This is a genomic window from Streptomyces sp. NPDC102514 (assembly GCF_055584525.1).
Map to the genome: position 1 here is coordinate 1 of NZ_JBVJLW010000020.1, position 12,176 is coordinate 12,176.

The 12,176-nt window shown below is 73.6% G+C and carries 9 protein-coding genes; 6 read left to right on the top strand and 3 right to left on the bottom strand.

Annotated elements, in window-relative coordinates; genetic code table 11:
- Positions 1 to 214 precede the first annotated feature (214 nt).
- Positions 215 to 1,129, bottom strand: a complete 915-nt coding sequence (locus tag ACZ60E_RS37640; RefSeq protein ID WP_384800404.1) for a lipase family alpha/beta hydrolase — start codon at positions 1,127 to 1,129, stop codon at positions 215 to 217.
- A gap of 531 nt (positions 1,130 to 1,660) precedes the next feature.
- Here ACZ60E_RS37640 and ACZ60E_RS37645 point away from each other — a divergent pair.
- Entirely contained in the window at positions 1,661 to 2,071 is a 411-nt protein-coding gene (locus ACZ60E_RS37645; protein ID WP_469446422.1) for a cobalamin B12-binding domain-containing protein, read from the top strand.
- Between the two features lie 149 nt (positions 2,072 to 2,220).
- Here ACZ60E_RS37645 and ACZ60E_RS37650 read toward each other — a convergent pair whose 3' ends face one another.
- Positions 2,221 to 3,879 carry a DUF5691 domain-containing protein gene (locus tag ACZ60E_RS37650; protein WP_469446423.1) on the bottom strand — a complete coding sequence of 553 codons (1,659 nt, stop codon included), beginning with the start codon at positions 3,877 to 3,879 and terminating at the stop codon, positions 2,221 to 2,223.
- Positions 3,880 to 3,976: 97 nt separating this feature from the next.
- Positions 3,977 to 5,329, bottom strand: coding sequence for an SWIM zinc finger family protein (locus ACZ60E_RS37655; RefSeq protein WP_469446425.1), 1,353 nt, complete (start codon positions 5,327 to 5,329; stop codon positions 3,977 to 3,979).
- 134 nt (positions 5,330 to 5,463) lie between these two features.
- On the opposite strand from ACZ60E_RS37655, the gene ACZ60E_RS37660 reads away from it, so the two are divergent.
- The 5 genes from ACZ60E_RS37660 to ACZ60E_RS37680 all read left to right on the top strand — a co-directional run bounded on the left by ACZ60E_RS37660 (position 5,464) and on the right by ACZ60E_RS37680 (position 11,978).
- On the top strand, positions 5,464 to 6,654 hold the full coding sequence (locus ACZ60E_RS37660; protein ID WP_384800392.1) for an ATP-binding protein: 1,191 nt from the start codon (positions 5,464 to 5,466) through the stop codon (positions 6,652 to 6,654).
- The gene (locus ACZ60E_RS37665) at positions 6,651 to 9,161 is read left to right on the top strand and encodes a DUF5682 family protein (protein ID WP_469446426.1); all 2,511 of its coding nucleotides are present in this window, start codon (positions 6,651 to 6,653) and stop codon (positions 9,159 to 9,161) included. The genes ACZ60E_RS37660 and ACZ60E_RS37665 overlap by 4 nt, the downstream gene beginning before the upstream one ends.
- Positions 9,158 to 10,444, top strand: a complete 1,287-nt coding sequence (locus ACZ60E_RS37670; protein ID WP_469446427.1) for a vWA domain-containing protein — start codon at positions 9,158 to 9,160, stop codon at positions 10,442 to 10,444. Before ACZ60E_RS37665 ends, ACZ60E_RS37670 begins: the two co-directional genes overlap by 4 nt.
- 310 nt (positions 10,445 to 10,754) lie before the next feature.
- On the top strand, positions 10,755 to 11,750 hold the full coding sequence (locus tag ACZ60E_RS37675; protein WP_469446429.1) for a hypothetical protein: 996 nt from the start codon (positions 10,755 to 10,757) through the stop codon (positions 11,748 to 11,750).
- 30 nt (positions 11,751 to 11,780) lie between these two features.
- Positions 11,781 to 11,978 (top strand): hypothetical protein, encoded by a 198-nt coding sequence (locus ACZ60E_RS37680; protein WP_469446431.1) that lies wholly within the window; start codon positions 11,781 to 11,783, stop codon positions 11,976 to 11,978.
- The last annotated feature ends 198 nt before the right edge of the window (positions 11,979 to 12,176 follow it).

The window sequence follows — 12,176 nt, forward strand, 5'->3', positions numbered from 1 at the left end:
CACCCTCACCGGCCTCCACGTCTACGCAACCGCGCACGGCATCGCTCTCACGACAGAGACAAAACCACCGTGTTGATTCTTTACGAGCCCTTAGGCGCTTCCGGCCGCTCCCCGTTGCCCCGGTTCGGGGCGGATCGCCTCCAGACGTCCGCTTCCGGTTGAGCCCCTGCGGATACGTCCTCCCCATCGGGCCCTCTTGGTCACGCCCTCCCGGTCACGCCACTGTCAGGCCGCCGGTGTGAGCGGCGGCGCGGGCGGTGTCCTCCTCGGCGTCCAGGGCCTGGCGGATGCCGGCCGCGACCGCCGGGTGCACCGGCAGGGCGAGATGTCCGATTCCGCTCACGCGCACGTTCTGGGCGAGCAGATCCGGGTGCTCGACGCACGCCGTCTCCAGCGGGTCCATCAGCTGGTCGAGGTCGCTCCAGAAACTCACGAACCGCGTACGGCAGTGCGGGGCGGGCTTGCGCAGTTCTTCGAGTACGCCGGAGCCCGGGCGCATCTGCCGGACGATCGGGTGCGCGTTCATCAGCGGTACGACGCGGGTGCCCGCGTGCGGGGTGCCCAGGGTGACCAGCGTCCGGACGCGGATGTCACCGCCCAGGCGCTGCACGTAGTAGCGCGCGATCAGCCCGCCGAGACTGTGCCCGACGATGTCCACCTCCTGGCGGCCGGTGCGCTCGCAGATCTCCTCGATGTGCCGGCCGAGCAGCTCGGCGGCCGTCCGTATGTCGCAGGTCAGCGGGGAGTAGTTGAGCGACTCGATCTGCTGCCGGCCGTGCTGGGCCAGCGAACGCCGCAGCAGCACGAAGACCGAGCGGTTGTCTATGAAGCCGTGCAGCAGGACGACCGGGGGCTTGTCCGGAGTGGGCAGCCGGGCCGCGTCGGCGGTGCGGCCCGTGCCGTCCGCGTCGAGGTCCGGATCGGGCAGGTCGGCCAGGGACTGGGTCGGGATCGGGGACCGGCGGCGCTCCGGGGTGATGCCGGACGGATAGAGGACGAGATGGCCGGCGAGAATCGCGATCTCCAGGGCCGTCGCCTTCAGCAGGGTCAGTGAGAGCCCGGCCAGTCTGGTGGGGAGCAGGCGCTGACAGAGTGGAAGAAGGGGCAGCAGTGCCCTGGTGACCTTCATGGCCGACCTCCCGTCGGCGCACGGCAGGAACCCTCTGTCCCCCGTGTGCCCTCGTGGGAAGCCGATGGGTGAGGACGGCGACGGTGCACGTGCGGCGTGGGTGACGCCGGTGGAGCGACGGGGTGTCCGTCGTCGTGCGATCGCCGATGCGCCGCACCACCCCGTCGCGCGGCTGACGGCGCGGAGGTGCGGAGACCTCGTAGCGGTTTCCCTTGCGCCCGTCCCGGGTGCGAACCGTGTGTCGCGGTGTGCGGGATCGATGCGCTGCGAACTTGTCCCACCGTGTGATTTCCCCCTCGGTCTCCACCGCGAAACTGCCGGTTACGGGATGGTGGAGATAACGTTCGTTCACTTATCCGGACCGTGCGGTGCGGGGCGGCTGTGCCGGGCATGTCCGGGATGCATGCCGGGCGCGGGCGCGGGCGCGGGCGTCGGCGCAGGCGCGGTGGCGGGGCGCCGTCGTGGTGTGGTGATCGTTGCTGGGCGAGACAGATCTCTGCAGATCGGTGCAGTCGGTTGATGGAGGCAGTGATGGGTTCGGCAACCGGTCCGATCCGCGTGGTGGTGGCCGAACCGGGGCTCGACGGACACGATCGCGGGGCGAAGGTGATCGCGCGGGCGCTGCGGGACGCGGGTATGGAGGTCATCTACACCGGCCTCCGGCAGACGCCCGAGCACGTCGTGGGCACGGCGATCCAGGAGGACGCCGATGCGATCGGGCTGTCCGTCCCCTCCGGCGCGCACCACACGCTGTTCGCCGCGGTCATCGAGCTCCTGAAGGAGCGCGACGCCGCGGACATCACGGTGTTCGGCGGCGGGGTCATCCCCGAGGCGGATGTCGTGTCGCTCAAGGAGATGGGTGTCGCGGAGGTCTTCCCCGCCGGGGTGACGAGCGCGGTCATCGTGGACTGGGTGCGGGTGAACGTGCGCCGGCCTGTGTAGGGCTGCGCCCGGCGGGTTGGCCGGGGGTGGGGGCCTGGTGTGCGTGGGTGGGTGCGGGTCCGTTGTGGCTGGTCGCGCCGTTCCCCGCGCCCCTGGGCAGTAGGGGTGCTGGTGTGTGGTTTGGTGCGGGGCGCTCCTGGCTAGTGGGGTTACGGGTGCGTGAGTTCCGTTTGGATTGCTGCTCTTAGGCGCAGGGTCGTGACCAGGCGTTGGAAGGATTCGGCCCAGTAGCCTCCCGCACCCGGCGCCGCGTTCTCCGACTCGTCGGGGACGGCTGTGAGCGTTTCGAGGCGGACGGCCTCCGCCGGATCCAGACAGCGCTCGGCCAGTCCCATGACCCCGCTGAAACTCCATGGATAACTCCCCGCGTCCCGCGCGATGTTGAGCGCGTCCACCACCGCCCGCCCCAACGGGCCGGCCCAGGGCACCGCGCACACCCCGAGCAGCTGAAACGCCTCCGACAGTCCGTGCACGGCTATGAAGCCCGCCACCCACTCCGCCCGCTCCTCGGCGCCCAACGTGCCGAGCAGCTTCGCCCGCTCGGCCAGGGAAACCGCTCCCGGCCCGCCCGCCTCCGGCGCCGCCGGTGTCCCCAGCAGCGCTCTGGACCAGGAAGGGTCCCGCTGCCGCACCGCCGCCCGGCACCACGCGGCATGCAGCTCGTCCTGCCAGTCATCGGCCACGGGCAGCGCCACGATCTCCTCCGGCGTGCGCCCCCCGAGCCGCCGCGACCAGGTGTCGAGCGGGGCAGCCTCCACCAACTGGCCCAGCCACCACGACCGTTCGCCCCGGCCGGCCGGAGCCTTGGCCACCACGCCGTCGCGCTCCATGCCGGAATCGCACTCGTGCGGCGCCTCCACCGCTATCGTCGGCGTGCTGTGCGTATGGTCGACCGCGACGCAGGACCCCGCCCGCTCCGCCATCCGCCCGGCGAGCGCCGAGCCGGGCAGTGCGGACAGCAACTCCGCCGCCGTGGCCCGCACATTGCGGCTCCGGTCGGCCAACGCCCGTTCCAGGAAAGGCTCGTCCGCCGCGCACAGCCCCGTCCGCAACGAGTCGAGGAACATCAACCGGTCCTCGGCCCGCTCCGACGCCCACGTCCCGGCGAGCAGATCCCGCGCGGCCTCCGCGTCCCGCGCCCGGACCGCCGCCAGCAGCGCGACCCGCTCGGCGAACAGCCCCTCCTCCCACAACGCGCGCATCCGCTCCGGCTCCTCGGGACCGGGCAGTACGGCGCCGCCGCCCGGAGCCGCCCGCAGCGCGAACCGCCAGTCCGTGTTCAGCCGGGCCAGCCACAGCGCGCGCGGCCCCGCGAACGCCAGCACCGCCGGCCGGAGGTCCGTACGCCCCCTGGCCGCGTCCAGCAGAGCCGGCAGCGCCTGGGGAGGAGCCGCGAAACCCTGCCGGTTCGCCGTGGCGAGCCACTGCGGCAGCAGCTCCATGAGGTCGGGGGCCGTTCCCCGGCGGCCACCGCTCCCCGCCCCCGGGCGGTCGGCGAGCAGCATCGTCAGCCGGCGTGCCGCCGCCGGGGGGAGCGCGGGACGGGAATCCTCCGCCGCGGGCTCGATGCGGGCAGCCGCCCGGCCCGGCCGCATCCCGGCCCGTCTCCGCACGGTCTCCACCGCCGCCGCGTCGAGCAGCGCCGTCGGTGCGTCACGCCGGGACGTGACCCCCGAGGGCGTACGCCGCGTGGTCCCCAGCAGCGCCACGGTCACCAGCTCCTCCCAGTGGCTCCCGGCCGACGCCTCCGTGGAAGCGGGAGAGGGAGTGGGGGCAGGAGCGGAAGCGGGGACAGGGGTGCTCGTCATGGGCGTCCCTCTCGTAGAAGGCCTCGTAGAAGACGTCGTAGAAGGCGTGGTGGGCGGCGAGTCGTAAGGGAGTCGAGAAGGCTGGAGCGCGCTGCCGTCAGCACAGGGTCACCGCCTCGCCCGGACCTTCCGGCCAGGCAGTGAGCGGGGAGAAGCCGCGGTGGCCGCACTCTCCGAAGACCGTCACCGGAGCGCCGCCGGAGAGGGCGACCAGTCGCCACAGACCGGAGCGGGACCGGGCGGCCGGGGTGAGCGGCAGCGCGAACTCTCCGTCGGCGTCAGCCAGCTGCCAGTCGTCGCCGTCCGGAGTCGGTATGACGCGGGCCAGGGTCACGGGCCGCGATTCCAGCCACGGGTCGTCCCGGAGCGCCTCGCCGTACTGGGCAGCGGCCTGCGCCACACCCACCCCGGGCGGCCGGAGCCCCGTGGGCGCCGGAGCGGCGAACCGCTCGCCCAGCGCCGCCCGCAACTGCCCCGCACCCGGATACGCGGACAGCTCCGCTTCCACCGTCAGCCCGACGGGCAACGTCAGCTCCGGTGCACGCCCGGCGGCCCCGTAGGAGAGGAGCAGGGCCGTACGCCCCGACTCGGCCCCGTACAGCCAGATCCGGCGGGTGGTGAGGCGGCTGTCCGCGGTGTCGTACTGGGCCAGGACCAGCCAGCGGTCGCGCACCGGCGGGCCGTCCGCCGAACCGGGCAGCCCGATCCGGGAACGCACCGTCGCGGCCAGCCCGTCGGGCAGCGCCGCACGGCGCAGCCACCCCTGGTCGAGGAGGTGGAGCAGCGCGCACTCCTCCAGCAACCGCACGGGCCAGCCGGGCCCCGACGACGGTATCGCCCCCAACTCCCGCACCCGCGCGGCAAGTCCCGGCGCCTGCGCGTCGACCATGCGGGCCGCCGTCTCCTCCCACAGCCCGTACCCCCGCTGCTCCGCCGAGGCCAGACCGCCCCGCAGCAGATCGGTCAGCCGCTGCTCCAGCTCCGTCGCCCCCGCGGTGATCCACTCGGCCCGCCGCTCCGCCCTGCGCCGCGCCGCCTCCGGATCACCCGCGGACGCAGAACCGGCCGCGCCCTCCGCCCGCTTGCCGTCCGCGCGCTTCCTCCTGCCCTCGATCCACTCGTCCGCCCAGTCCGGCGCCTGCCCCTGCGGCACCGCGCCGTCCTCGCCGGCCCAGAGCAGCAGCAGCCCCAGCGCGTGCTTGCACGGGAACTTGCGGCTCGGGCAACTGCACTTGTACGCGGGCCCGGTGGAGTCCGCGATGTCGATCACCGTCCGGTACGGCTTGCTGCCGCTTCCCCTGCACAGGCCCCATACCGTCCCCTCCTCGGAACTGCCCGCCTCCGACCACGGCCCGGCCGCGCCGAGCTTGCTGCCCGCCTTGCGTGACGCGGTGTCAGGCGCCAGTGCCAGCACCTGATCCGCAGTCCAGCGCACCCCCTGCTGAGTCATGGGATCGAAGGTAGGTCCCACCACTGACAATCGCCTGTGACGGATGCGTTTGCGCAGGTCAGAGCCGATTGTCAGTGGCGTGGTGCACGGTGGTACCAGATCCGAACCGGCCGAGCCGCAAGGGGGACCGCTCCATGTCCGTGTCCGTCGACCCGACGTCCGTCGACCCGAACCACCACCAGTCCGAAGGCGTGCCCGCGCCCGCGGCCCCGCCCGCGCCGGACAGGGGCACGGGCCCGGACAAGGGTGAGGAGCTGCGGCCGCACGCCGAGGACGCGTTCGCCTCCGAACTCGCCGCGCTGGCCGCGCAGGACGACCGCCCGCGGCCCGCCCGCTGGCGGATGTCACCGTGGGCCGTCGCGACGTACCTGCTGGGCGGCACGCTGCCGGACGGCACGGTGATCACGCCGAAGTACGTGGGACCGCGCCGCATCGTCGAAGTGGCCGTGACCACGCTCGCCACCGACCGGGCGCTGCTCCTGCTCGGCGTACCCGGCACGGCGAAGACATGGGTGTCGGAGCATCTGGCCGCGGCGGTCAGCGGCGACTCCACCCTTCTCGTGCAGGGCACGGCCGGCACGCCGGAGGAGGCGATCCGGTACGGCTGGAACTACGCGCAGCTGCTCGCCCACGGCCCGAGCCGGGACGCCCTGGTGCCCAGCCCGGTCATGCGGGCCATGGCCGACGGGATGACGGCCCGGGTCGAGGAGCTGACCCGCATCCCCGCCGACGTCCAGGACACGCTCATCACGATCCTGTCGGAGAAGAACCTGCCCATCCCGGAGTTGGGCTCGGAGGTGCAGGCCGTCCGGGGCTTCAACCTCATCGCGACGGCCAACGACCGCGACCGCGGGGTGAACGACCTGTCGAGCGCCCTGCGCCGCCGCTTCAACACGGTGGTCCTGCCCCTGCCGGAGAGCGCCGACGCCGAGGTCGACATCGTCTCGCGCCGCGTCGACCAGATCGGCCGCTCCCTGGACCTGCCCGCCGTGCCCGACGGCATCGACGAGATCCGCCGCGTCGTCACCGTCTTCCGCGAGCTGCGCGACGGCGTCACGGCCGACGGGCGTACGAAGCTCAAGTCGCCCAGCGGCACGCTGTCCACCGCCGAGGCGATCTCCGTCGTCACCAGCGGCCTCGCCCTGGCGGCCCACTTCGGGGACGGCGTCCTGCGTGCCGGGGACGTGGCGGCGGGCATCCTCGGGGCCGTCGTCCGCGACCCGGCGGCCGACCGTGTCATCTGGCAGGAGTACTTGGAGGCGGTCGTCCGTGAGCGCGACGGCTGGAAGGACTTCTACCGGGCGTGCCGGGAGGTGAGCGCGTGAGCGAGCACGCCGGGAGGAGTGGGGCCGGGGTGCGCCGGCCGCCCGGGCCTCTGCTGCTCGGGGTGCGCCACCACGGGCCCGGCTCGGCGCGAGCCGTAAGGGCGGCACTCGACGCGGCGAACCCCCGCGTGGTGCTCATCGAAGGGCCGCCGGAGGCCGATGCGTTGATCGCGCTCGCCGCCGAGGAGGACATGCGGCCGCCCGTCGCGCTCCTCGCGCATGTCGTGGACGAGCCGGGACGGTCGGCGTTCTGGCCGCTCGCCGAGTTCTCACCCGAGTGGGTGGCCATCCGCTGGGCCCTGGAGCACGACGTGCCGGCCCGCTTCATCGACCTCCCGGCCACGCACACGCTCGCCCGGGACGAGCAGGAAGAAGCGGAGAAGGAAGAGGGGAAGGGCGAGGGGGAGCCGGACGGGGCCCTTTCCGAACCCGCCCGGGCCGTACGGATCGACCCGCTCGCCGTACTCGCCGAGACCGCCGGATACGACGACCCCGAGCGGTGGTGGGAGGACGTGATCGAGCACCGGGGGACACGGGGAATCGAGCACCGGGGAGCGCGCGGGGAGGACGCGTTCGCACCGTTCGACGTGCTCGGCGAGGCCATGGAGGCACTGCGGGAGGTCTACGGGACGGGGGGAAACGACCGGGATCTCGTACGCGAGGCGTACATGCGGCTCCAGGTGCGGGCGGCCCAGCGGGAGTTCGCGGACGACGTGGCCGTGGTGTGCGGCGCCTGGCACGTGCCCGCGCTGCGGCAGCGGACCACCGTCGCCGCCGACCGGGCCCTGCTCAAGGGACTGCCCAAGGTGAAGGCCGACATGACCTGGGTGCCCTGGACCCACCGGCGGCTCTCCCGCATGAGTGGTTACGGAGCGGGCATCGACTCGCCCGGCTGGTACGGGCATCTGTTCGCCGCCACCGACCGCCCCATCGAGCGCTGGATGACGAAGGTGGCCCGGCTGCTGCGCGACGAGGACCGGCCCGTGTCCTCCGCGCACGTCATCGAGGCGGTGCGGCTCGCCGACACGCTCGCGGCGATGCGGGGCCGCCCCCTGCCGGGCCTCACGGAGACCACCGACGCCGTACGGGCCGTGATGTGCGAGGGCTCGGACGTCCCCCTCTCCCTCGTGCACGACCGGCTCGTCGTCGGCGACGTCCTGGGCGAGGTGCCCGAGGCGGCGCCCGCCGTCCCGCTCCAGCGCGACCTCGCCCGGCTGCAGCGGCGGCTGCGGCTCAAGCCGGAGGCACAGGAGAGAGAGCTGGAGCTCGACCTGCGCAAGGAGACCGACGGCGGACGCAGCAGACTGCTGCACCGGCTGCGCCTCCTCGGCGTCGGGTGGGGGGAGCCGGTCGCGTCACGCGGCAGCACGGGTACGTTCCGCGAGACCTGGCGGCTGCACTGGGAGCCGGAGCTCGCGGTGCGCGTCGCCGAGGCCGGCGTGTGGGGTACGACGGTGATCGCCGCCGCGACCGCCAAGGCCGAGGCGGACGCGATCGGCGCACGGTCCCTGGCCGACGTCACGGGCCTCGCCGAGCGCTGCCTCCTCGCCGAACTCCCGGACGCCCTCCCCGTGGTCATGGGCATCCTCGCCGACCGGGCCGCCCTGGACGCCGACGTCGGCCATCTCGCCCAGGCACTGCCCGCCCTCGTCCGCTCCCTGCGGTACGGCGACGTACGGGGCACCGGCACCCAGGCCCTGGCCGAGGTCGCCGCCGGGCTCGCGGAGCGGGTTTTCGTCGGACTGCCCCCGGCCTGTGCCGCCCTCGACGCGGAGGCCGCCGAGGAGATGCGGGGCCACGTCGACGCGGTGCACGGCGCGGTGGGACTGCTGGCCGAGGGTGTGGAGGGGCCCGAGGGATCCAAGGAGTCCGAGGGCGGCGCGGTCGACTCCCGCGTCGGCATACGCAGCCGGTGGCACTCCGTGCTGAGGACGCTCTCCGGGCGGGACACCGTTCCGGGCGTCGTCCGGGGGCGGGCCGTCCGGTTGCTGCTGGACGACGGGGAGCTGGGGCAGGAGGAGGCGGCCCGGCTCATGGGGCTAGTCCTGTCACCGGGGACCGCGCCCGGCGACGCGGCGGCCTGGATCGAGGGGTTCGTCGGCGGGGGATCGGGGGGCGGGATGCTGCTCGTGCACGACGAACGGCTGCTCGGCCTGGTCGACTCCTGGCTGACCGGTGTGCCGGGGGACGCGTTCACCGACGTACTCCCGCTGCTGCGGCGCACCTTCTCGGAGTACGAGCCCGGAGTGCGCCGCACCCTGGGCGAACTGGTCCGGCGCGGGCCGGGTCCGCGCGGCAGCGTCGCGGACACCGTCTCCGGGACACCCGGCTTCGGACCCGACCTGGACGAGGACCGTGCCGGCGCCGTACTGCCGGTGCTGCGCATGCTGCTGGGGCTGGACGAGGCCGACGACGCTGACGCCGATGTCGGTGTCGGCGTCGGCGTCGGTGATCTCGGCGACCGCACCGGTCCAGGGGACAACGACCTTGTGGGGGCGGGCCGATGAGCGGGGGAGCGGTGAACACGGGAACGACCGACCAGGCCGACCAGACCGACCAGACCGATCTGACCGGCGCGACCGACCCGACCGGGGTGGCCGACCGGACGGGGGCGGCCGATCAGGCCGGTGTCGCCGACGAACGGCTGCGGCGCTGGCGGCTCGTGCTCGGCGGGGAGGACGCGGACGGTACGGGCTGCGCGCTCACGGGGCAGGACGCCGCGATGGACGGGGCGCTCGGCGCGCTGTACGGGAACGGGAAGGGCGGCAGGGCGCGGGCGGGGCAGGAGCGTTCGGCGGGGCTCGGAGCGTCCGCGCCGTCCGTCGCCCGGTGGCTGGGCGACATTCGGACGTACTTCCCGTCCTCCGTCGTCCAGGTCATGCAGCGGGACGCCATCGACCGCCTCGGCCTGTCCACCCTGCTCCTGGAGCCGGAGATGCTGGAGGCCGTGGAGGCCGACGTCCACCTGGTCGGCACCCTGCTGTCGCTGAACAAGGCGATGCCCGAGACGACCAAGGAAACGGCGCGGGCGGTCGTGCGCAAGGTGGTCGAGGACCTGGAGAAGCGGCTCGCGACCCGCACCCGGGCGACTCTCACGGGGGCCCTGGACCGCAGTGCGCGTATCAGCCGGCCGCGCCATCACGACATCGACTGGAACCGCACGATCGCGGCCAACCTCAAGCACTATCTGCCCGAGTACCGCACGATCGTGCCCGAGCGGCTCATCGGGTACGGACGGGCCTCGCAGTCGGTGAAGAAGGAGGTCGTCCTCTGCATCGACCAGTCCGGCTCGATGGCGGCGTCGGTCGTGTACGCGTCGGTGTTCGGCGCGGTCCTCGCCTCGATGCGGTCCATCAACACCCGGCTCGTCGTCTTCGACACGGCGGTCGTCGACCTCACCGACCAGCTCGACGACCCGGTCGACGTCCTCTTCGGCACGCAGCTCGGCGGCGGCACGGACATCAACAGGGCCCTCGCGTACTGCCAGTCGCAGATCACGCGCCCCGCCGACACCGTGGTCGTGCTCATCAGCGACCTCTACGAAGGCGGCATCCGGAACGAGATGCTGAAGCGGGTTGCCGCGATGAAGGCGTCCGGGGTGCAGTTCGTGACGTTGCTCGCGCTGTCCGACGAGGGGGCCCCGGCGTACGACCGCGAACACGCGGCGGCCCTGGCGGGGCTGGGCGCACCGGCGTTCGCCTGTACGCCCGATCTCTTCCCGGAAGTGATGGCGGCGGCGATCGAGAAGCGCCCCCTGCCGATACCGGACACCGGCAGCCCGGCGCGGTAGGGCCGGCAGGGGAAGCCGACGGCGGAAGAGGCGGAAGAGGCGGAAGCAGAGGGCGAGGGAGAGGGCGGGGGGAGGGGAGCGAGGGAAAAAGCGGACATGAGTATCCATCGGTAACAGGGGGCTTGCGCTACCTCGGGAGTCGCGTGCGAGGATCGGCGGGCCTTCGGGGGCGTGCAGCCTTGCGGCCGCGCCCCTCCCCGCTTCACTCCACTCCATGACGTCGGCGTACCCAGCTGCGTCCTGTCCCTCCGCACGGGAGGCTCTGCCCGCCTTGGCCCTGTCAGCCGTACTGCCCGGTCCCGCTCCGCGTATGACGCGTGGAGCGGCGGGGCGGCGTGTGCTGCACGTGGTGTTGCTGGTGGGCGGGTTGTTCGTGCTGGGGCTTCTCTGCGGTGGGCGGGCGCACGCGGCGGACGGTGTCGTGCCGGCCAAGAAGCCTGCTGAGCTGGTCCGTTCGGTGACGAGTTCGGCCGAGCGGTTGGCCGCGGGTACGCCGCGGAAGCGGACCGGCGGCGAGCAGTCGCCAGCCCCGCACTCGGACCCGTACTCGCACTCGGACCCGTACGCGGACTCGCACCCGGACCCGGACCCGGGTTTCCGACCCGTGACCGAGAAGATCGTTCGCCCGGTCACTGAGCACGTCGTGCAGCCGGTCACCGAGCTGGTCGTACCGCCGGCCGCGGGGCACGTCGTCCAGCCCGTCGGTGATCTGGTGGATCAGATCACCGACGGAATAGTCGGTGGGATAGCCGACGGGATAGGCGGGGGAGTCGAGCAGCCGGACCCGCCCCAGTGGTGGCCGTCGGTGCCTCAGCTGCCCACGCTCCCCGGTGTTCCCGAGCTGCCGGAATCGCCGGTGCTGCCGCTGCCCGCGGTCCCCGGCCAGACCCTCCCGGCCGGTTCGGCGGCGGAGCCGCAGCAGCCCGGCGACACTTCGGACCCGCAGCAGGCGGACGAGAAGCAGTCGAGCGGCGAGAGCGGCGCGGCGGAGTACGGGCCGCGGTTCGCCGGTGGCCTCGCGGCGGCCGGTGACGACGCGCGCCACCAGGGGCACGCCCGGAGCGCCCGGAACACCCAGGTGACGGGCGTCGTGCGGGCGCCCGTGCACCAAGTGCCCGACGGTGACCCCGAGGGTGCGTTGGCGCGTCATTCCGCGGTCGACAGCGGGTCGCCGAGGCACGGCGACGCGCAGGCCGTCACCTTGAACGAGAGGGTCCGGCCGACGCTGGTGCCCGGCGCCGCCGCGGACGTCACCGCGGCCGGGCCCCGGGACCGGCACCGGGCCATTCCGGCGTTCCCCGGCTAGGGCCTGTCTCCGCCGGCACTCGCGTGCGGCGTGACGGGCGACATCCGGCCGTTCGTGCACGGCGCGGCCGGACGGGCCGGTTCCGTCGCCCGCCGGCTGACCGGAGCCGTCGGGTCCGCCGCCGTCACGCAGGCCGCGAACGCGGTCGGTGGCGTCCAGGGCATGACCGGGTCCGGCCCGCCGGGCCGGCTGACGCCCGACCGGGGCGGGTCCGCGTACGGCCTCTGACCACCCCCGTCGTACGGCCGAGCGAGGCGGCCGACCGTACGGGACCCCTCCGAACGGCTTCCGAGCCGCATCCGACTCCGCTGGGCGCAGGCCCGTACGGCCGAAATCCGTTCGGTTCGTCCGGGCACGACCCCGCGGTCCGGGCCGGCGTTCCTCATTGGGGTGAGGACCGCCGGCTCACGCCCCTGAGACCGGATT

Coding starts and splice junctions, on each gene's coding strand:
- ACZ60E_RS37675 (WP_469446429.1), top strand. CDS start 10,755: ATGACGCGTGGAGCGGCGGGGCGGCGTGTGCTGCACGTGGTGTTGCTG.
- ACZ60E_RS37640 (WP_384800404.1), bottom strand. CDS start 1,129: ATGAAGGTCACCAGGGCACTGCTGCCCCTTCTTCCACTCTGTCAGCGC.
- ACZ60E_RS37660 (WP_384800392.1), top strand. CDS start 5,464: ATGTCCGTGTCCGTCGACCCGACGTCCGTCGACCCGAACCACCACCAG.
- ACZ60E_RS37655 (WP_469446425.1), bottom strand. CDS start 5,329: ATGACTCAGCAGGGGGTGCGCTGGACTGCGGATCAGGTGCTGGCACTG.
- ACZ60E_RS37645 (WP_469446422.1), top strand. CDS start 1,661: ATGGGTTCGGCAACCGGTCCGATCCGCGTGGTGGTGGCCGAACCGGGG.
- ACZ60E_RS37650 (WP_469446423.1), bottom strand. CDS start 3,879: ATGACGAGCACCCCTGTCCCCGCTTCCGCTCCTGCCCCCACTCCCTCT.
- ACZ60E_RS37670 (WP_469446427.1), top strand. CDS start 9,158: ATGAGCGGGGGAGCGGTGAACACGGGAACGACCGACCAGGCCGACCAG.